Annotated in this window: 20 protein-coding genes; 10 read left to right on the forward strand and 10 right to left on the reverse strand. The window is 71.4% G+C overall.

Annotated features, from left to right (window positions below; genetic code table 11):
* Window positions 1-93: 93 nt before the first annotated feature.
* From AB3M83_RS00920 to AB3M83_RS00935, 4 genes are read right to left on the reverse strand one after another with little or no spacing between them, the layout of a single operon-like run.
* A complete protein-coding gene (locus AB3M83_RS00920; RefSeq protein WP_412944477.1) occupies window positions 94-2,670 on the reverse strand; it encodes a family 78 glycoside hydrolase catalytic domain in 2,577 nt (858 codons plus the stop codon).
* Between the two features lie 26 nt (window positions 2,671-2,696).
* Window positions 2,697-3,557: a carbohydrate ABC transporter permease gene (locus AB3M83_RS00925; protein WP_412944478.1), complete on the reverse strand. Its 861-nt coding sequence runs from the start codon at window positions 3,555-3,557 to the stop codon at window positions 2,697-2,699.
* Entirely contained in the window at window positions 3,554-4,447 is an 894-nt protein-coding gene (locus tag AB3M83_RS00930; protein ID WP_412944479.1) for a carbohydrate ABC transporter permease, read from the reverse strand. The genes AB3M83_RS00925 and AB3M83_RS00930 overlap by 4 nt, the downstream gene beginning before the upstream one ends.
* Window positions 4,448-4,503: 56 nt before the next feature.
* Window positions 4,504-5,802, reverse strand: a complete 1,299-nt coding sequence (locus AB3M83_RS00935; RefSeq protein ID WP_412944480.1) for an ABC transporter substrate-binding protein — start codon at window positions 5,800-5,802, stop codon at window positions 4,504-4,506.
* Between the two features lie 157 nt (window positions 5,803-5,959).
* On the opposite strand from AB3M83_RS00935, the gene AB3M83_RS00940 reads away from it, so the two are divergent.
* Complete coding sequence (locus tag AB3M83_RS00940; RefSeq protein WP_412944481.1) at window positions 5,960-6,973, forward strand: LacI family DNA-binding transcriptional regulator; 1,014 nt, start codon at window positions 5,960-5,962, stop codon at window positions 6,971-6,973.
* A 107-nt stretch (window positions 6,974-7,080) separates the two neighbouring features.
* On the opposite strand, the gene AB3M83_RS00945 is transcribed toward AB3M83_RS00940, so the two are convergent.
* Together AB3M83_RS00945 and AB3M83_RS00950 are read right to left on the reverse strand one after the other, a co-directional pair.
* Window positions 7,081-8,148: a ScyD/ScyE family protein gene (locus AB3M83_RS00945; RefSeq protein ID WP_412944482.1), complete on the reverse strand. Its 1,068-nt coding sequence runs from the start codon at window positions 8,146-8,148 to the stop codon at window positions 7,081-7,083.
* Window positions 8,149-8,353: 205 nt separating this feature from the next.
* Window positions 8,354-8,581: an RNA-binding S4 domain-containing protein gene (locus AB3M83_RS00950; RefSeq protein ID WP_412944484.1), complete on the reverse strand. Its 228-nt coding sequence runs from the start codon at window positions 8,579-8,581 to the stop codon at window positions 8,354-8,356.
* Window positions 8,582-8,668: 87 nt separating this feature from the next.
* Between AB3M83_RS00950 and AB3M83_RS00955 the strand changes: the two genes are divergently transcribed.
* A complete protein-coding gene (locus AB3M83_RS00955) occupies window positions 8,669-9,268 on the forward strand; it encodes a cyclodeaminase/cyclohydrolase family protein (RefSeq protein WP_412944485.1) in 600 nt (199 codons plus the stop codon).
* Window positions 9,265-9,651, forward strand: a complete 387-nt coding sequence (locus AB3M83_RS00960; protein WP_412944486.1) for an MmcQ/YjbR family DNA-binding protein — start codon at window positions 9,265-9,267, stop codon at window positions 9,649-9,651. Before AB3M83_RS00955 ends, AB3M83_RS00960 begins: the two co-directional genes overlap by 4 nt.
* A gap of 27 nt (window positions 9,652-9,678) precedes the next feature.
* Here AB3M83_RS00960 and AB3M83_RS00965 read toward each other — a convergent pair whose 3' ends face one another.
* The 4 genes from AB3M83_RS00965 to AB3M83_RS00980 form a co-directional block, all read right to left on the reverse strand.
* Window positions 9,679-10,524 carry an NAD(P)H-hydrate dehydratase gene (locus tag AB3M83_RS00965; RefSeq protein WP_412944487.1) on the reverse strand — a complete coding sequence of 282 codons (846 nt, stop codon included), beginning with the start codon at window positions 10,522-10,524 and terminating at the stop codon, window positions 9,679-9,681.
* Complete coding sequence (locus AB3M83_RS00970; protein ID WP_412944489.1) at window positions 10,508-11,236, reverse strand: histidine phosphatase family protein; 729 nt, start codon at window positions 11,234-11,236, stop codon at window positions 10,508-10,510. Before AB3M83_RS00970 ends, AB3M83_RS00965 begins: the two co-directional genes overlap by 17 nt.
* Window positions 11,237-11,312: 76 nt before the next feature.
* A complete protein-coding gene (locus tag AB3M83_RS00975; RefSeq protein ID WP_412944490.1) occupies window positions 11,313-11,669 on the reverse strand; it encodes a hypothetical protein in 357 nt (118 codons plus the stop codon).
* A gap of 72 nt (window positions 11,670-11,741) precedes the next feature.
* On the reverse strand, window positions 11,742-12,272 hold the full coding sequence (locus AB3M83_RS00980; RefSeq protein WP_412944491.1) for a MarR family winged helix-turn-helix transcriptional regulator: 531 nt from the start codon (window positions 12,270-12,272) through the stop codon (window positions 11,742-11,744).
* 132 nt (window positions 12,273-12,404) lie between these two features.
* On the opposite strand from AB3M83_RS00980, the gene AB3M83_RS00985 reads away from it, so the two are divergent.
* The 7 genes from AB3M83_RS00985 to AB3M83_RS01015 all read left to right on the forward strand — a co-directional run bounded on the left by AB3M83_RS00985 (window position 12,405) and on the right by AB3M83_RS01015 (window position 19,936).
* Window positions 12,405-12,746: a hypothetical protein gene (locus AB3M83_RS00985; RefSeq protein WP_412944492.1), complete on the forward strand. Its 342-nt coding sequence runs from the start codon at window positions 12,405-12,407 to the stop codon at window positions 12,744-12,746.
* Between the two features lie 151 nt (window positions 12,747-12,897).
* Window positions 12,898-13,815, forward strand: a complete 918-nt coding sequence (locus AB3M83_RS00990) for a formate/nitrite transporter family protein (RefSeq protein WP_412944493.1) — start codon at window positions 12,898-12,900, stop codon at window positions 13,813-13,815.
* Window positions 13,816-13,889: 74 nt separating this feature from the next.
* Window positions 13,890-16,466 carry a nitrite reductase large subunit NirB gene (gene nirB / locus AB3M83_RS00995; protein ID WP_412944494.1) on the forward strand — a complete coding sequence of 859 codons (2,577 nt, stop codon included), beginning with the start codon at window positions 13,890-13,892 and terminating at the stop codon, window positions 16,464-16,466.
* Window positions 16,463-16,843, forward strand: a complete 381-nt coding sequence (nirD, locus tag AB3M83_RS01000; RefSeq protein ID WP_412944495.1) for a nitrite reductase small subunit NirD — start codon at window positions 16,463-16,465, stop codon at window positions 16,841-16,843. Before nirB ends, nirD begins: the two co-directional genes overlap by 4 nt.
* Window positions 16,840-18,087: a uroporphyrinogen-III C-methyltransferase gene (cobA, locus tag AB3M83_RS01005; RefSeq protein WP_412944496.1), complete on the forward strand. Its 1,248-nt coding sequence runs from the start codon at window positions 16,840-16,842 to the stop codon at window positions 18,085-18,087. The genes nirD and cobA overlap by 4 nt, the downstream gene beginning before the upstream one ends.
* Window positions 18,084-19,241 carry a uroporphyrinogen-III synthase gene (locus tag AB3M83_RS01010; RefSeq protein ID WP_412944497.1) on the forward strand — a complete coding sequence of 386 codons (1,158 nt, stop codon included), beginning with the start codon at window positions 18,084-18,086 and terminating at the stop codon, window positions 19,239-19,241. The genes cobA and AB3M83_RS01010 overlap by 4 nt, the downstream gene beginning before the upstream one ends.
* Window positions 19,238-19,936 (forward strand): sirohydrochlorin chelatase, encoded by a 699-nt coding sequence (locus tag AB3M83_RS01015; protein WP_412944498.1) that lies wholly within the window; start codon window positions 19,238-19,240, stop codon window positions 19,934-19,936. Before AB3M83_RS01010 ends, AB3M83_RS01015 begins: the two co-directional genes overlap by 4 nt.
* Window positions 19,937-19,948 lie beyond the last annotated feature (12 nt).

The raw sequence follows: 19,948 nt of genomic DNA on the forward strand, positions 1-19,948 counted from the left end.
CGGCAGTCTCCTGCCCGCCCAGGTCACTGGACCGGGGGTTGACAGGTTCCGGTCGGATGCCGCCGGCCCCGAGGGCCCCCCTCCGCCGGGAGATCACACCGGAACGGTCGCCAGCGGCACGGTCATCGCGAACTCGGCGCCCGACGCGATGGGGTGATCCTGTTCACCAGGAAGCCGGACCACGCCCTCGACGCCCGTCGGAACCGACAGCCGGTACTCGATCGCACCGTCCACGCGCCGCCAGCTCCCCTCGATGAGGCCGTACGGCGAGTCGAAGGCCACGCGTGCGAACTCCAGCCCACCGCCGGGCTGCGGCGCCCACACGATGCGCCGGTAGCCGGGTGCGGTGGGGGCGAGTCCGCCGATCGTCCGGTGCATCCAATCCGCCACCGACCCGAGCGCATAGTGATTGAAGCTCGTCATCTCGCCGGGGTTGATGGTGCCGTCGGGGAGCATCGAGTCCCAGCGCTCCCAGATCGTCGTCCCCCCCATCCGGACCGTGTAGAGCCAGGAGGGGCACTCCGTCTCGAGCAGCAGGTCGTAGGCGGTGTCGAGATGGCCCGAGGCCGAGAGCGCGTCGCTGATCACCGGGGTTCCGGCGAAGCCCGTCGCGATCCGGTTGCCGGCCTCGGCGACGAGGTCGGCGAGCCGACGGCCCGCGGCATCCTCTTCGGCCGGGCTCAGCAGTCCGAAGCGGATGGCGAGCGCGTAGGCGGTCTGGGCGTCGGAGGTGAGCGTGCCATCCGCGGTGACGTACTCGGCGCGGAACGCATCCCGCGCCTCATCGGCGATGCGGGCGTACCGGTCGGCATCCCCGGAGAGCCCGAGGAGCCGTGCCGTGTCCGAGAGCCGTCGCGTGGTGAACGCGAAGTACGCCGACGCCACCAGGTAGCGGTCGGTGCGCGCATCGGCAGGGTCATGGGGCGGCGCAGCCGGGTCGAGCCAGTCGCCGAGCTGGTGGCCGTCGTGCCACAGCCGGCGCTCGCCGGACTGCCGGATCATCCGTTCCACCCACTTCCGGCCGCTGTCGTACTGACGCCGCAGCACGTCGACGTCGCCGAAGCGCTCGTGGAGCGTCCACGGGGTGAGCACCGCGACATCGCCCCAGACGGCTCCGGTCCGGATGGGAGTCCAGCTGGGCCCGCCGGGGATGACCGGGACGAACCAGGGGATGGTTCCGTCGGGCAGCTGCTCGACCGCGACGTCCGTGAGCCAGTTCGCGAGGAAGCCGGCGGAGTCGTAGAGGAAGGATGCCGTCGGCGCGAAGACCTGGATGTCGCCGGTCCACCCCAGGCGCTCGTCGCGCTGGGGGCAGTCCGTCGGGATGCTGAGGAAGTTGCCGCGCATCCCCCAGCGCACGTTCTCGTGCAGCCGGTTGAGGTCGGCATCGGAGGTCTCGAACCAGCCGGTGCGCCGCATGTCGTTGTGGAGGACGCGTGCGACCACATCGCCCTCGGCGATCTCGGCGAGACCTGTGACGGTGGCGTAGCGGAAGCCGTGGAAGGTGAACTTCGGTTCCCAGAACCGCGCACCTCCGCCATCCAGCGTGATGACGTCGTGCGCGTCGGCGAGGCGCAGCGGCCGCACCCCGAGCGCGCCGTCCTCCAGCACCTCGGCATGCCGCAGCTCGACGGTGCGACCGGCTTCGCCGCTCACCTTCACGCGAAGGCGACCGACGAGGTTCTGCCCGAAGTCGAGCAGGTGAGTGGTGGCGTCGATGCGCGTCACGGTCTGCGGCGGCAGCTCCTCGGTGCAGCGGACCGGCGGCAGCACCGGCGCGACGAGCGTGGCCGGGTCGCGGTGCCCGGTGCGCACCGGCGACCAGTCCGCGCTCGATGCTCCCGGAGCAGACCAGCCCGGGAACTCATCCCGCGCGTCGTGCTTCTCGCCGTCGTACAGCCCGGAACGGTGGATGGGGCTCGGCGCCGCCTCCCACGAGGCATCCGTCGCGACGGTGGTCCGGGTGCCGTCGTCGTGCGTCAGCTCGAGCTGCGCGAGGAGCGCCTGATCGGTTCCATAGAGGTCGCGATAGCCGCCGTTGAAGCCGAGTCGACCGCGGTACCAGCCGTCACCGAGCCAGGCGCCGATGACGTTCTCGCCCACCGAGAGGGCATCGGTCACATCGAACGTCCAGTAGACCAGGCGTGCGTCGTACGACGTCCACCCGGGGGAGAGCTCGTGGTCGCCGATGCGACGACCGTTGATCTCTGCCTCGTACAGGCCGTGGGCCGTCACGTAGAGGCGCGCTTTGACGACGGGCCGCTGGACGCGGAAGGCACGACGGACGAGAGCCGGGCGCCGTTCGGTGTCGGGGACCTCGTCCCAGCCGGCGCCCACCGGCCGGGCGGACCAGTCGCCGTCGTCGAGGAGCCCGGCCTCGACGGTGGTCGGCTCGCTCCACTCGGACCAGATCCCCTCGGCGCCGCGCACGCGGATCCGGACCGCGGCGCTCTCCCTCGAGGCGAGCGGCTCGAACGGCCAGGCGACGAGCACCTGGTCGTCGCCGGTGCCCGTGACGGTCACATCGCCGTCCGCGCGCGAGCACGTGATCTGCCAGCCCTGCTGCGTCCACCCCGTCGGTGCGCTCGTCTTCCAGGAGATGCGCGGGACCGGCGTTCCGATTCCGAGGGGGTTGTCGAGATGTTCGAACCGGGGCGCTGCGACCTTCACGCGGTTCCTTTCGAGTCGGTGATCGGTCATCCCTTGACAGCTCCGGCGGTCAGACCCTTCTGGATGTGCTGGTTCAGGACGAGGTAGATGGCGAGCAGAGCGAACACGTTGATGCTCACGGCGGCGAAGAGCGGTCCGTACTGCGTCGTGCCGAACTGACCGTTGAAGTTGAGCAGGCCGACCTGCAGGGTGCGCAGCTCGCCCGAGTTCGCGAACGTGAGCGCGATGAGGAGGTCGTTCCAGAAGAAGAAGAACTGCACGAGGCCGACCGTGAACAGACCGTTCCTCATCATCGGAAGGGCGACCGAGAAGAACTGACGGTAGATGCTCGCGCCGTCGAGCGTCGCGGCCTCGAAGACCTCCCGCGGGATGGCTCGGAAGTAGGTCGCCATCAGGAACACCGTGAGGGGAAGGCCCGTCGCCGTGTAGGTGATGATCAGGGGCCACAGGCTGCCGGTCAGTCCGAGCTGGAAGTACGAGCTGAACAGGGGCAGCAGGATCATCTGCGTGGGCACCATGATGCCTGCGAGGAAGATCAGGAGAACGCCGCCGCGACCCTTCCAGACGAGCACCTCGAGCGCGAAAGCGGCCGCCGTGCCCAGCAGCAGCATCAGGAAGAGCGACGGGAGGACGGTGATCGCGCTGTTGAACAGCGACTGCCCGAGACCCGCGGTGTCCCACGCGACGATGTAGTTGTCGAAGTTCCACTGTTCGGGAAGCGCCCACGTCGGCGCCTCGAGGAACTCCCGCTGGGTCTTGAACGACCCCAGGAAGAGCCAGACGAGCGGGTAGCCCACCACGACCAGTAGCAGGACGACGAGGAGCCAGACGGGGGTCCGTCGCAGCGCGCGGGTCGCGCGACGAGAGGAGGACACTGTTGCGCTCATGCGCCGGCTCCCTTCTTGTCCGTGCGGGTATTCGCCCGGAAGATGAACACGGTCACGACGAGGCAGACGAGTGTCAGCAGCATCGCGATGGTGGAGCCGTACCCGTAATTGCCGTAGGTGAAGGCGTTGTCGAACATCGAGATGGTCAGCGGGCTCGTCGAGGTTCCCGGCCCGCCGTTGGTGAGCGCGAGGACGCTGTCGAACACCTTGAGCGTGCCGTTGATGGAGAAGATGAGGGCCGACACGAGGACGGGCGCCGACAGCGGGATCACGATGTGCCGCACGAGCTTCCACCCGCTCGCGCCGTCGAGCCGCGCGGACTCGAGAACGTCCTCGGGGATGTCGATGAGGCCCGCGTACAGCAGGACGGCGTAGAAGCCCATCGAGCGCCAGATGTCCATGATCGCGATGACCACGAACGCGCTGCCGCCGTCGCCGAACCAGTCGACCGGCACTCCGCCGAACCCCGAGAGGAGCGAATTGACGACGCCCTCGGTGGGGGCGATCGCGAACAGCTGCTGGAACAGCAGCGCCACGGCGACGGTCGGCATGACCACCGGGAAGAAGACGAGAGTGCGGACGATGCCGGAGGCTCGCTTGAGCGCGAAGACGTACAGCAGCGACAGGAGGTAGCCGAGCAGCACCTGCCCGATCGTCACGACCAGCGCGTACTTGAAGGTGAACAGCAGCGCCGCGTGGACCTCGGAGTCGCCGAGGAGCCGGATGAAGTTGTCGGCGCCGACGAACTCGAAGCCGGAGATCGCGTTGCCCTCGAAGACGGTGTAGCCCAAGGACCAGATGACCGGCACCAGCATGACGACCGAGTAGATCACCAGCGCTGGCCCGAGAAGGACGGCTATCGCTCTGCGATTGCCCAGCACGTTCTGCATTCGTTCTCCTGTGTGTCGAGGGGGTGAGGTGTCCGCCTCACCCCCTCATCTCGTCGTCAGCCGAGGTCTGCCTGAACCATGGACATGAAGTCCTCGGGCGTGATGCTGCCGGTGACCAGCGGGGCGGCGTTCCGCTGGCTGGTCGTGGTCGCCTCCGCGGAGAACAGCGCCTCGAACCACAGCACCGTCGTCTCGGTCTCGGCGACCTGCTGCTGGATGAGCTGGGTGAGCTCCGGGACATCCGCGACGTCCTCGTTGAGGGCGAAGCCGGACACCCGGTTCTCCTGGTCGAGAGCGGTGCTGCCGTAGTTCTCCACGATGCAGCTGAGCCACCCCTCGGTGTCCTCGTCGAGGGCGTTCGCGTTCATCGTGATGGGGAGACCGACGTTCGCTGCGAGCTGCGAGCGGTCGCCCGCCCCGCCCTCGACGCCCGGGAACGGCATGAAGCCGACGTTCTCGATGCCGATCTGGTTCATCTCGGGGTCGTTCAGACCGCTGAGGAACCACGAGCCCATGTAGAACATCGCCGCCGAGCCGTTGAGGAACTGGTTCTCGCTCGTGGCCATGTCGATCGAGCCGACGCCCTGGCCGAAGTAGCCCTTCGTGCCCAGGTCGGCGATCGCCTGCGCCGCCGCCACGTACTCGGGGTCGGTGAGCTCCGCCTCGCCGTCGGCGACCTTCTGGAGCGCGTCGGGTCCGAGGTCGCGGAAGATGTAGCTGGAGATGAGTCGCGTGATGGGCCAGCCCTGCTCGCCGCTCGCGGAGAACGGCTGAACGCCGGCGGCGGCGAGGGTGTCCGCCGCCTCGGCGAGGTCATCGAAGGTCTGCGGCTCCTCGATGCCCTGCTCGGCGAAGATGGCCTTGTTGTACCAGATGCCCTCCACGTTGTACTCGAACGGCAGCACGTGGAAGCCGCCGTACAGGTTCTCGATGGTGGAGATCGCCGCGGGCTGGATGTTGTCGATCACGTCCAGGTCGGTGAGCACCTCCTCGAAGTCCGCGACGTTGCCCGCCTCCGCCAGGGTCTTGGTCAGCGCCGGGGCGTTGCCCGCCGAGAAGAGGACCGGCAGGTCGCCCTGGCCCGCCTTCAGCTGGAGCTGCTGGTCGAGGTTGCTCTGCGGAACGGTCTCGACGTCCAGGGGCAGCGCCTCGGCGTTGGCCGCGCAGGCGTCGCCCGACAGGGTCTCGAGGACGGCAGGGACCTCGGTGTTCTCGACATTGACGAACAGCGACAGGTTGCCGTCTGCGCCGGCGGTCCCGCCGCCTCCACCGCATGCGGTGAGGGCGAGTGCGGACACTCCGGCGACGGCGGTGAGGGCACCGCGCCTCCAGAGCTGAACTGTGTTGCGCTTCATCAGATTCCTCCTTGAACGGGCGAGCCGCGTCGATGCCACAATTGAAGCGCTTCAGATCGTACGCTTGAAGCGCTTCAAGCCGCAACCCTGCCTCCTGAAGCGGGAAGATGATCAGATGAGAGCTCCGGCGCCCGACCCGTCACGTCCGCGTCCGGTCATGACCGACGTCGCCCTGCACGCGGGGGTCTCGCTCGGCACGGTCTCGAACGTGCTTAACAACCCGCATCTCGTCACGCAGGAGACGCGGGAACGGGTGCTGCGCTCCATCGACGAGCTGGGTTTCGTGCGCAACCACGCTGCGCGCTCGCTCGTCACCGGGCGCGCCGACACCGTCGGCTTCGTCGTCGTCGACCTCGGCAACTCGTTCTTCATCGACCTGGCTCGCGGTGTGGAGGAGCTGCTCGACGAGCACGGCATCCGCCTGCTGCTCGCCAACAGCGATGTCGACCTGACCAAGCAGGAGTCGTACATCGGCCTCTTCGAGGAGACGAAGGTCGCCGGCATCCTGCTCGCGCCGCTCGACGGACCCCTCGACGCCGCCCGTGCGGCCCGCGGGCGCGGTGTGCCGGTCGTTCACGTCAACTGGCCCGGTGACGACGACTCCTGCGGCGTCGTCGTCGACGAGGAGCTGGGCGGCTACCTCGCGGCCCGTCACCTCCTCGACCAGGGTCTGCGCCGACTCGCCTTCGCCGGCGGGCCGTTCACGCTCTCCGCGGTCGCCCAGCGGTTCGCCGGGGCGAGCCGGGCCGTCGCCGAAGCCGGGGACGCGAGCCTCGAGAAGATCGAGACGCGGAGCATCAGCGTCCGCGGGGGGTACGACCTCGGCACCGCGCTGAGCAAGCGGTCGCCGGCGCGCCGGCCGGAGGGCCTGGTCGCGGCCGCGGACGCACTCGCCGCCGGAGCGATCCAGACGATGCAGCTCGCCGGACTGCTCGTGCCGAGGGACATGGCGGTCGTCGGATACGACAACAACCACTTCGCGCAGGACAGCTCCATCCCGATCAGCAGCGTCGGGCAGCCCGGTCATGAGATGGGCCGCATCGCGGCGCGCGTCCTGCTCGAGGAGATCACCACTCCGCTCACACATCAGCACCAGACGATCGAGCTGGCGCCGACGCTGTTCGAGCGGGCGACCTCTCAGCCGCGGGGCCGGACCGCCGCGGCGACATGAGCTGACCCGCCGCCGGGCGCCGGCTAGCGCCGCGTCGTCCGCGGACAGACGGAGAGCGGGGGGCGGATGCCACCGGGCATCCGCCGCCCCCTGCCCTCGTGCCCGGATCAGCCGCGACCCTCGGCGCACCCCTTCCCGCGGTGAGGATTCTGCGCGCCCTTGACCGGGTCCACCCGCCACACGTCGCCGTCCAGGGTCGTGACGTAGGCCGCGCCTCGCGTGAAGGCGACGGATGTCGGCAGATCGAGGCCCGCCGCCACGACGGCGAACGTACCATCGCGCCGGACGGCGAGGAGCTCACCGCTGTCGGGCAGCGCCGGCGCACCGGCCTCGATCTCACCGGGCGAGTCCCCCTGCGACAGGGCGTACAGCCCGCACGGCCCGAACTCGACGTCCACGAGCAGGCTCGCCCCGGATCCCACGACGCGCGGCGCCGGGTTCTTCAGCCCGAACGTGACCACCCTGCCGGTCTCCGGCAGGTGCGGGACAGGTCCCGCCTCGGCCATGTAGACCCGCGGTCCACGGACGGCGAGCCCGGTGGGGACGGTGTTCCCGAACTGCTCGACCTCGCTCACCACGCCCGAGAGCGTCGCCTTGACGACGCGGTTGTGGTGACCGTCGGTGACGAGGAACCCTCCTCGGACGGGTTCCATCGCGAACGGGACACCCCGCGTGAGGAAGAACTCGACGTCCGGGGGCGGCGGGTTCTGCAGCGACCAGTCGCCGATGTCGGCGATGACCGTGAAGCTGCGCGGGCCGTCCACCCGGTAGATCCCGTCGATGTCGTTCCGTGTGCTGCCGGGGACGTCGTCGCCGACGTTCGCGACGAGCACGTACGCGGTGCGACCGATGAAGGCGACATCGATGGGTCCGCCGATCGGGATGACCGCCTTCGGCAACCCGGTGACGAACGGGGTCTTCGCTCCGGAGCGCGTGTCGATGCGCGTGACCTGGCCGATCTTCCCCTCGACCACGTACAGCGCGCCGTCCGGCCCGATGGTGCTGCCGCTGGCCTGCTGGAGGCCCGACGCGAGGAGCGTCGGAGTGGGCGGCGGCGCTCCGCGCCCGCTCTCGCTCGTCGGCGCGGTCGCGGTCGCGGCGGCAGGGGCGAGCAGTGATGACAGCAGCAGCGCCGCGACAGCAGCGCCCGTGATCAGCGTTCTCTTGATGGTCATGGGGTTCCTCCGGTCGACCTCTCTGGGTACCGGTCGTTCGCCATGCGTCATTCGTACGGCCGGCGTGGATACGCCGCCCATGACGGTCAGAACACCGCTGCATGCTCCATCGTCAGCGCGGTCGCTCTCAGGCTCCTCCGCCGCCGTGACGTCGTCAAGGAGGGCAGCGGGATTCTCATCCGCGAGCGGGACGGATGCCGGCGGGCTACGGGCGGACGCGGACCCGTCGGCCCTCGAAGCCGACGACGTCGCCGATCTGCAGCTGCCGTCCCCGACGGCGGTCGACCTCGCCGTTCACCGTGACGAAGCCGTCGATGATCGCTTCCTTCACGTCGCCTCCGGAGTCGAGGATGCCGGCGAACTTGACGAACTGGCCGAGGCGGATGGCCTCGCCGCCGATCGAGACGTCCTCAACGGGGGTGGGTGCAGTCACCCCCGAATGCTAACCAGGAAACGGTCGGACCGCCGTGGCTTGACAGGTCGGCATCCGGTCACGGGGAATGGGAGGAGGAGGCTGACCATGGAACCGGAAGAACGGGCGTCGGTGACGGTGCCGCTCGAGGAATGGCTCGACCGATTGGCGCAGCGCGGCGGAGCGCCCGGGGGCGGGTCGGCCTCAGGCGTGCTCCTCGGCGTCGGCGCCGCCCTGCTGTCGATGGTGCTCAGCTACGGGGACCGCTCCCCCGCCCTCCGCGACCGCGCTGAGCGGCTTCGTGCCGACGCGCTGGCGGACGCGATCGGCGACGCCACCGCCTCAGCCGCGCTGGGCGGCGCGCTGGCTCAGCCTGCGGACGATCCCGGCCGGGACGGGCAGGTGCGGGATGCCGCGGCGGGCGGTGCCCGCTCATCGGCGCAGCTGGGCGCGACCGGGGTCGCGCTCGTCGAGCTCCTCGAGGAGACGGCCGAGGACACGGCCGCCGGACTCATCGCCGACCTCGGTGTCGCGGCCGAGGCGATCGCGGCCGGGCTGGGCGGCGCGCTCATCAACCTCCGCGGGGACGTCGACCTCATCGAGCGGCGCGGCGGGGATGCCCCTGCCGAGATCGCCGCGGCCGCGGACCGCATGGACGCGGCTCGACGGCGGGCGGCATCCCACGCCACCCGGGTGAGGGAAGGATGAACGGGAGCGCGCTGGTGCGCCGCGTCCACGCTCGCACCCGGGAGCTGCCGGGCGCCGAGCTCACCCACCCGTTCGGACCGGAATGGGACGTGTACAAGGTGCGCGGCCGGGTGTTCCTGCTCCTGACCGAGCTCCGCGGCCAGCAGGTCGTGACGCTCAAGACCGATCCGGAGGACTCCCGGGCCCTGCGGGAGGCGTACCCGGACATCACTCCCGGGTACCACATGAACAAGAAGCACTGGATCACCGTCCACCCGGGCGGGGCGCTGGATGCCGGTCTCCTCGACGATCTGGTGACCGACTCCTACCTGCTGGTGGTCGAGAACCTCCCGAAGCGGACCCGACCAGTCGACCCCGCCGCCTTCGCTCGCGACCGCTCGTGACCCCCCTCCGCCGGGTCGGACGGGGCTTCAGGGTCCGACGATCTCGCCGAGCGCCGGGGTGAGCTCGCGCACGATGTCGCGGGCGATGAACCCGAGCCCCTGACGCGCGGCCAGGCGGTTCCCCGCCCGTGTGTGCACCCACGTGCCCCAGACCGCCGCTTCCGCCGGCGGCACCCCTCGCCCCAGGAACCCGGCGATCGCGCCGGAGAGCACATCCCCGCTGCCGGAGGTGCCGAGGCCCGGTCCGCCCCGCGGCACCCGCCACAGCCGACCCCGAGGATCGGCGATGAGGCCGTAGCAGCTGACCGTGGCGCGATACCGTCTCGCGATCTCGGCGACCGCGCCCTCCCCGGCATCCGTCTCCGCCACCCCCAGCAGCAGGGCCGCCTCCTCTCGGTTCGGCGTCAGCACGAGGCGATCCGGCAGGGCGGCGCGGTCGATGTCGGGGAGGACGCCGAGGCCGTAGGCGTCGAGGAGGACGGGAGCGTCGGTCGCCTCCGCGACGGCGCGCACCCGGTCGCGGGTCAGCTCCGGGTCGTCGAGACCGGGACCCACGAGGACGGCACCCGCACCGGCCAGCCGCCGCACCACCGTCTCGTCGAGAGCGGCGGTCGAATCCTCCGGCATGCCGTGCACGCCCGCCTCGGGGAACGAGGTGCCGATCGGGATGGCGAGCACCTCGGGGACCAGGAGGGTCGCCATCCCGGCACCGACCCGCAGCGCGGCCTCTCCCGCGAGCATGACGGCACCGGGCGACCGCGTCGAGCCGCCCACGACGCAGACGCGCCCGCGGGACTTCTTCGACTCCCCCGGATCGGGCAGCCGCTGCCGCCGCAGCAGCGCCGGGGTGACCGGCTCAGCGCGGCTCAACATCGGGGTCTCCGGAGTGCACGGTCACGTCCGCGCCCTCGCGCTGCAGGTGCGCGATGTCGGCGAACGTCGTCAGCCGCCACCCGGTGCCGTCGTGATCGAGGCGCGTCACCGATGCGTTCAGCACCGTGTGGTCGGCGGCGAAGGCGAGCAGCTCCTCCTCGGCGAGCGGCAGCAGCAGCGAGAGCATCAGCATCACGACGGCGTCGTGAGCGACGATCAGGCCCTGATCGGTCGGGAACGCGGCGGCATCCCGCAGGAACGACCGCAGTCGCAGGGCGACGTCGGCCCAGGACTCGCCGCCCGGCGGCCGGTGGTAGTACTTGCCGAGCCGGCGCCGGCGGGCGGCCTCGTCGGGGTAGCGGGATGCCACACCGGTGTGCGTCAGGCGGTCCAGCACGCCGAGCTCGCGGTCACGGAGCCGCTCGTCGATCACGGCGGCCGCGCCGTCCACCCCCGCCGCCTCGCGGGCGGTCGCGAGCGTCTGACGGGCTCGCACGTACGGCGACACCCAGACGGCGCCGATCTCGGGGAGGTGGCGCTCCATCCACGCCCCGAGCGCGCGGGCCTGCTCCTCGCCGGTCGACGACAGCGGCGTGTCCGCGTCGCGGTACTCGAGTCGCAGCTCCTCGAGGCCCGAGTACTCGGCCTCGGTCGCAGCCACGTTGCCCACGCTCTCGCCGTGCCGGACGAGCCAGAGAGTGGTGAGCGTCATGGGCTCACGCTAGGCCGCGCGCCGAGAGACCCGCGAGCGGGTTGACAGCCGCAGGCGGATGCCGCGGCGGCGATGCTCACGCGCGGGCGAATCCGTCGAGGTCGGGGTCCCACTGCATGTCCGGACCGTCGTCGAAGCCGGTGTCGGCGACGGAATCGGTGCGCGGGAAGGCGGGGTGCTTCCGCAGGCCGGCGGCCGCGGCCGCGAAGTCGGGCTCCGCGGCGGTCCAGTCGACGGGCACCGACAGCACGTCGTTGCCGACGCCGATCACCAGTTCGGCCTCGCCGACGGCTTCGGACCGATCGTTCACGATCGGGATCGAGACCGCGTCGGCGCGCCCGGAGCTCGCGATCGCCGCGGTCAGCTCCACGAGCGCCTCAGCCACATCATCGGTCGTGATCACGGTCTCGCCGGCGTAGGTGATGCGTCTCATCCCGCCACTATGCGGGCCCCCTGCGACGGAAGTGAAGGTGTTGCGCGAACCCCGCCCGCCGGTTAAGGACGGTCACGCCTCGGGCGCGTCCGGCTCCACACCGTCGACGGCATCGGCCATCCGCTGCAGGAAGGCGATGACATGGTCCTGCGCCTCCGACTCCATCGAGACCGCGACGCCGTACATGAGCTCGTGCATCTTGCCGAGCGTCTCCCGGACCTCTTCGTCCGCATGCGGGGTGGCCCGCACGAAGATGCTCCGACGGTCGTTCGGGTTCGCGACGCGCTGCACCCGGCCGGTCCGCTCGAGCCGGTCGAGCATGGTCGTCACCGACGCGGAGGTCACGCCCAGGTACTTCACGAGCTCGAGCGGCCGCGCCGAGTGGTCGGGCTGGCGCAGCAGGTAGCGGAGCGCGAGCAGCTCGTTCTCACCCATCGACATGGAATCGCGCGTGCGGCGCCGCATGGCCGATTCCGCGGCCCGATACGTTCGCAGCGACTCGAGCACCCGGCGCGCGCGTTCGCGCTGACCGGGGGCGGCGTCGTACCAGTAGCCTCCCGGGTGGGCTCGCTCCTCGGTGGCCTGCGTGTCGACGTCAGTCACTGACTCTCCTCGAATGGCGCCGAATGCGCCGATCTCGTCGAGAATAGACGATGACCGCATCCGCGGCGCCGCTGGCACCCCGTGTCCGGCCCCACGACCGTCACCGCGCAGCTCTCGCACGAAGGGACCCCCATGCCGTTCCGCAGCAAGGAAACACTCGAACAGTGGGTCGCGGAGTTCCACGATGCGCGTGGCGCCGGCGAGCGCATCAAGGTCGTCGTGCAGGACGGTTCCGACGGCGGCGACACGGGACTGGTCGTCGTCCCGCTCACCCACGCCACCGGCTCGGTGTTCATGGAGCCGCTCGAGGTGGGCGAGGCCCACTGGCGGGTGACCCTCGAGCCGCAGGCCGACACCACCGTGCTGACGAGCCACCAGCTTCACAACCTCGCCGTCGAGCTGTCGGTGGCGGCGGAGCTGTGCGCCTATCTCGAGGCCCGCTCGGTCGGCCACGAAGAGGCGCTCGAGGAGTAGGACGCGCCTCGCGGCATCCGTTCTCACAGTCGCCCTCCTGCCGTTGAGAGGAAGCGGTAACGGAACGGGCGATCCCGATGACGTCGGGTGAAACACCGGCCCTTTAGCGTCGAGCCCCATACCCAGGCTCCACGACTGAAAGGGATCACCGATGTCCTACGTCAAGCCCGCCGACCTCGTCCAGACCGTCATCGACGCGGGCGCGTCGAAGGTCATGCTCTCGACCCGCGACACGCTCGTGCGCTCGATCCTGGGCGGAGCAGTGCTGACGATCGCCGCTGCCTTCGCGATCACGATCAGCGTCACCACCGGCAGCCCGCTCCTCGGCGCCGTCCTGTTCCCGATCGGGTTCATCATGCTGTACCTGCTGGGATTCGACCTGCTCACCGGCGTGTTCGTGCTCGCGCCGCTCGCCTGGATGGACAAGCGTCCCGGCGTCACGATCGGCGGCATCCTCCGCAACTGGGGCCTGGTCTTCGTCGGCAACTTCATCGGCGCGTTCACGGTCGCCGTCCTGATGGCCGTCGTCGTCACGTACGGCTTCTCGACCCCGCCGAACGAGGTCGGCGAGGCGATCGGTCACATCGGCGAGGGCCGCACGGTCGGCTACGCCGAGCACCGCGCGGCCGGCATGCTGACCCTCTTCGTCCGCGGCGTGCTCTGCAACTGGATGGTCGCCACGGGCGTCGTCCTCGCCATGATCTCGACGAGCGTCATCGGCAAGATCTTCGCGATGTGGATGCCGATCATGCTGTTCTTCTTCATGGGGTTCGAGCACTCGATCGTCAACATGTTCCTGTTCCCGTCCGGCCTGCTGCTCGGCGGGGACTTCACGATCATGGACTACCTGATCTGGAACGAGATCCCCACCGTCCTCGGCAACCTCGTCGGCGGTCTCGCCTTCGTCGCGATCCCGCTCTACGTCACCTACGGTCGCCCCGCCACGCCGCGCCGCGTGCGGCCCGCCAAGCGGGACCGGCGCGCAGCGATCGTCGGAGCGGGCCCGGTCACCACGGCCGCCGCGACGCCCGCCGCGGAGCCGCGCGAGACCGTCGGCACGTCGGTGTGACCATGGCACGCGCCGTAAACAACCCGAAACACGACACGACTCCGGGGGCAACCTCGCCCGCGTACGGTCGCGACATGAGCTCCACCGGTCCCACCCCGCACGTCGTGGTGGTCGGTGCCGGGATGGTGGCTCACCGCTTCGTGGAGAGCCTCCTCAGCCGTGCCGACGAGGCTCCCCGGATCACGGTCATCGGCGAGGAGGCCCGGCATCCGTACGACCGGGTCGGGCTCACCTCGTTCTTCGCCGGCCTGACTGCGGCGGAGCTCGAGCTGGACCCGTCGCCGCTGGCGGATGAGCGGGTGCGGTTCGTCCGCGGCGCCCGGGTCCGCCGCATCGACCGCGAGGCGGCGGAGGTCGTGACCGACGACGGCGAGCGCGTCGGATACGACCGCCTCGTCCTGGCGACGGGCTCGTACGCCGCCCGGCTCGCGGTGGACGGCTACGACCACGAGGGCTGCTTCGTGTACCGCACGCTCGACGACGTCGAGGCGCTGGCGCGATACGTGCGGCAGCGCTCCGCCGAGCTCGGGCGTCCGCTCACCGGCACGGTGATCGGCGGCGGTCTCCTCGGCCTCGAGGCCGCCGGCGCGCTGCAGGGTCTCGACGTCGACTGCACCGTCGTCCAGTCCGCGGACCGGCTGATGTCGGCGCAGCTGGACCTGCCCGCCGGCGACGCGCTCCGCCGCCTGATCGAGTCCCGCGGCATCCGCGCCCGCACGTCCGCGGTGACGACGCGGCTCGACGCCGACCGGGACGGTCGCGTTATCGGACTCGAGTTCCGCGACGGCGACTGGGAGCGCACCGACGTGGTCGTCTTCACGGTCGGTGTGCGTCCCCGTGACGAGCTCGCCCGCGACGCCGGCCTGGCGGTCGACCCGCGCGGCGGCATCGTGATCGACGACGGATGCCTCACGTCCGATCCCCGCATCATGGCGATCGGCGAGGTCGCGAGCTTCCGGGGCCAGTGCGTCGGGCTCGTCGCCCCCGGCTACGCGATGGCCGAGGTCGCCGCGACGCGGCTGCGGGGCGGCGCGGCGAGCTTCGACGGGTTCGACGTGTCGACGAAGCTCAAGCTCTCCGGCGTGGATGTGGCGAGCTTCGGCGATGCCTTCGCTCAGACGCCCGGAGCGCTCGACGTGGTCTACTCCGATCCCGTCGCCGGCGTCTACAAGAAGCTCGTCGTGTCGGATGACGCCAAGACGCTCCTCGGCGGGATCCTCGTCGGGGACGCCTCGGCGTACGGCTCGCTGCGGCCTCTGCTCGGCGGTGCGCTCGGCGGCGATCCGGTCGCGTACCTGATGCCCGGCGACGGCGTCGCCGCCCCGACCGGTGACCTGCCCGACGCGGCGCTGGTCTGCTCGTGCAACAGCGTCACCGCCGGCGCGATCCGCACCGCGGTGCACGACGACGGGTGCACCGACGTCGCGGCGGTGAAGTCGTGCACGAAGGCGGGAGCGGCGTGCGGCTCCTGCGTGATGATGATCACGAAGATCGTCGGCACGGAACTCGCGAAGACCGGCGGCGCTCTCAGCAGCTCGCTCTGCGAGCACTTCGCGATGTCGCGCCGCCAGCTCTTCGACGCCGTGCGCGTCTCGGGCCTGCAGACCTTCAGCAGCGTCATCGAGCGCTTCGGGACGGGGCGAGGGTGCGACATCTGCAAGCCCGCGCTCGCCAGCATCCTCTCCACGCTCACCGGGCGCCACGTGCTGGACGGCGAGAACGCGACCCTGCAGGACACCAACGACCACGTCATGGCGAACCTGCAGCGCGACGGCAGCTACTCGGTCGTGCCGCGCATCCCCGGCGGCGAGGTCACCCCCGAGGGGCTCCTCGTCATCGGCCAGGTCGCACAGGACTTCGGCCTGTACACGAAGATCACCGGCGGTCAGCGCATCGACCTTTTCGGCGCACGCCTCGAGCAGCTGCCGGACATCTGGCGGCGGCTGGTGGATGCCGGCTTCGAGTCCGGCCACGCGTACGGCAAGTCGCTGCGCACGGTGAAGTCGTGCGTCGGATCGACCTGGTGCCGGTACGGCGTGCAGGATGCGGTCGGCATGGCGGTGCAGCTCGAGCTCCGCTACCGCGGACTCCGCTCGCCGCACAAGATCAAGCTCGGCGTCTCGGGCTGTGCCCGGGAGTGCGCCGAGGCGCGCGGCAAGGACGTCGGCATCATCGCGACCGAGGCGGGGTGGAACATGTACGTCGGCGGCAACGGCGGCTTCACTCCCCGCCACGCGGTCCTCCTGGCGGAAGGCCTCGACGACGCGGGGCTGCTGCAGGCGATCGACCGCTTCCTGATGTACTACGTCTTCACGGCGGACCGGCTGCAGCGGACGGCGCCCTGGTTCGAGGAGCTGGAGGGCGGCATCGCCGAGCTGCAGCGGGTGATCTTCGACGACTCCCTGGGCATCTGCGCCGACCTGGATGCCGCGATGGCACGTCACGTCGAGGGGTACGAGGACGAGTGGAAGGCGACACTGGACGACCCCGAGAAGCTGCGGCGCTTCGCCTCCTTCGTCAACGCGCCGACCACGCCCGATCCGTCGCTCGCCTACACCGTCGAGCGCGGGCAGCCCCGTCCCGCGACCGACGCCGAGCGAGCGGATGCCGGTGTCCTCATCGCGGGGACGACCCTGGAGGTGCGCCGATGACCCTGATCTCGGCGGAAGCGGATGCCGTGACCTCCCCACCCGGATGGCTCGCGGTCTGCGGTGTGACGGATCTCGAGGTGGAACGGGGCCGTGCCGCTCTTCTCGGGGACACGCAGCTCGCCCTCTTCCTGCTTCCCAGCGGCCGTGTGCACGCGGTGCAGAACCTCGACCCGTACAGCGGGGCGCACGTCATCTCGCGCGGGATCGTCGGCACGCGCGGCGACGTGCCGACCGTCGCGTCCCCGATGTACAAGCAGGTGTTCGACCTGCGCACGGGGGTCTGCCTCGAGTCGCACGGCAAGGAGCCACGCACCCTTCGCGTCTGGCCCGCGGCGGTCGCCGACGGCATCGTCCACATCCGACAGGAGCAGCCATGACCACCATGCTCGGACTCTCGCTCGCCGGTCGGCGCGTCGTCTTCGTCGGCGGTGGGACCGTCGCCGCCCGGCGCGTCGGCCGCTTCATCGATGAGGGGGCCCTGGTCACGGTGGTGGCCCCGCGGGTCGGCGACGCCGTGCGAGCCCTCATCCGCGCCGGCAGCGTCGACTGGATCCCCCGAGACGCCCGGGAGGAGGACGTCGACGGCGCGTGGCTCGTGCACACCGCGACCGCCGTCCCCGCCGTCGATGCCACCGTCGCCGCCTGGTGCGAGCGGGCGCGGGTGTTCTGCGTCAACACGTCGGACGGCGCGCACGGATCGGCGCGGCTGACGGCGGAGACGCGCGCCGGCGACGTGATCGTCGGGGTCGCGTCCGACGCCGGAGTCGATCCGCGCCGCGCGGCCCGGCTGCGCGACGCGATCGGCGCGGCGCTGCGCGACGGCATGCTCCCGCTCCGCCGGCGCCGCCCGGCGGCCGGCCGTGTCGACCTCGTGGGCGGCGGTCCCGGTCCCGCCGATCTGATGACCGTCCGCGGCCGGCGACTGCTGGCCGAAGCCGACGTGGTGGTCGCGGATCGGCTCGGTCCCACCGAGGTCCTCCCCGAGCTGGACGCCGAGGTCGAGGTCATCGACGTCGGCAAGCGGCCCGGCCACCACCCCGTCCCGCAAGAGGAGATCAACGCGCTGCTGGTCGCGCATGCGCGCGCAGGCAAGCGGGTCGTCCGCCTCAAGGGCGGCGACCCGTTCGTGTACGGGCGGGGCGGTGAGGAGGTCGCCGCGTGCCTCGCCGCGGGAGTGCCCGTCGAGGTCGTCCCGGGGCTCACCGGCGTCGTGTCGGTGCCGCAGGCTGCCGGCATCCCGGTCACCCACCGTGGCGTCGCCGCCGGTCTGCACGTCGCCAACGGGCAGGGGCCGGTGTCGGCCGCCACGCGGTCGGCCCTCGCCGACGGGTCGACCACGACTGTCTTCCTGATGGGCGTCGGCGCTCTCCCGAAGATCGTCGCGGCCGCTCTCGACGCCGGTGCTCCGGCAGACCGCTCCGTCGCGATCGTCGAACGCGGCCACACGCCGACGCAGCGGACGACCTGGACGACCCTCTCGAACGCGCTCGCGGATGCCGCGGCCGCAGCGGTCAGCAACCCGGCCGTCATCGTGGTCGGCGACGTCGCCGAGCCGGGACTGCTGCTCCCCGATGTCGCCCTCGAGCCGTCGGCGGCCGGATCGGAGGACGTCCGCCGTTGACCAGCGCCGCCCGTCCCGCCCTGTCCGCCGCGCTCGGCGGCTGCACGATCGTCATCGCCGTCGATCGTCGGTCGAACGAGCTCGCGACGGCGCTGGAGCGGCACGGCGCATCCGTCCGGCATGCCCCCGCCCTCACGATCGTCCCGCACATCGACGACGAGTCCCTGATCGAGGCGACGCGTGAGCTCATCGGGACGCCGCCCGACATCGTGGTGGCGACGACCGGCGTGGGCTTCCGTGGCTGGATGGAGGCAGCGGACGAAGCCGGGCTCCTCGACGACCTCCAGGCGGTGCTGGCGGACGCGCGGATCGTGGCCCGGGGACCGAAGGCGCGCGGGGCCATCCAGCAGGCCGGGTTCACCGCCGACTGGGTCGCCGAGTCGGAGACCTCGACGGAACTCGGCGACTACCTCCTGGCCGAGGGCGTCGCCGGCCGCCGCGTGGCCGTGCAGCATCACGGCTCGGGTGCCGACGGGCTCGACGCCCTCTTCGCGGACGCGGGTGCCGACGTCGTCAGCCTCACGGTCTACCGCTGGGGTCCGCCTCCCGACCCCGCGGTCGTGGCCCGCTCGGTCCTCGCCGCCGCGCGCGGCGAGGTCGACGCCGTCCTGTTCACCTCGGCGCCCGGCGCCGCGGAGTGGCTGGCCACCGCGCGGCGAGAGACGGCCCTGGCGGCCGTGGCAGAGAAGGCGCGGACAGGACGCCTGCTGCTGGCAGCCGTCGGGCCGATCACGGCGGGGCCGCTCTTCGCGGAGGGCATCACTCCGCTCATCGCCGAGCGCGGGCGACTGGGGTCGCTGGTCCGCGCCGTCGTCACCCATTTCGGCGGCGGACATGCCCCGGCCGTCGAGACGGCCGCCGGGCGCCTCGAGCTCCGCAGCTCGGCGGCAGTCCTCGGCGGGCGCGTGATCCCGCTGTCGCGGAGCTCGGTCTCGATTCTCGGCGAGCTCTTCGCCGCGCGGGGAGACGTCGTCTCGCGCGCCGACCTGCAGTCCGCGCTGCCCCGGTCCGGAAGCGGTCCCGGGGATGCCGCGCACGCCGTCGACGTCGCGATCGCCCGGACACGCGAGGCACTCGGCGTGCCGACGCTCATCCGCACGGTCGTGAAGCGCGGCTACCGTCTCGACGCCCTGACCTCGGAGGAGTCCTCATGACCGCTGCGCTGATCGCCTGTTCGCACGGCACGAACTCGCCCGCCGGCCGAGCTGCGATCGCGGCGGTCGTCGATCGGGTCCGGCACCTACTGCCCGGGGTGAGCGTGGCGGAGGCGTTCGTCGACGTGCAGCAGCCGGAGGTCGACCGGGTCGTCGAGGAGCTGGCACCGGATGCCACCGGCGTGATCGTCCCGTTGCTGCTGTCCACGGGCTTCCACACGAACGTCGACATCGCACGCGCGGCGGGCAGCGCACGCGGACGGGTCGTCGCGACACCACCGCTCGGCCCGTCGCCGCTGCTGGCGGACCTGCTCGCGACGCGGCTCGCCGAGGCGGGCGTGACCGGGGAGGACGCGGTCGTGCTCGCCGCCGCCGGGTCGAGCGATCCCGCGGCTGCCGTCGACGTCGCGGCGATGGCCGAGCTGCTGCGGGCCCGCGTGGCCGCGCCCGTGACGATCGGCTTCGCGGCCGGCGCCGGCACGCGCATCGGCGACGCCGTCGAGCGGGCACGTGCGGACGGTGCGCCCCGCGTCGTGGTGGCCAGCTACGTCCTCGCGCCGGGGCACTTCGCCGACGTGATCGCCCGGGGCGGCGCCGACGTCGTCACCGCTCCGCTCGCCCCGCACGATGCGGTGGCGGCCGTCGTCGTGGAGCGCTACCTCGCCGCGGCGCGGGTTCCTGACCCCGCCGCGTGACCGGGGATCGGC

The sequence above is a fragment of the Microbacterium pasadenense genome, assembly GCF_047246565.1.
Lineage (GTDB): Bacteria > Actinomycetota > Actinomycetes > Actinomycetales > Microbacteriaceae > Microbacterium.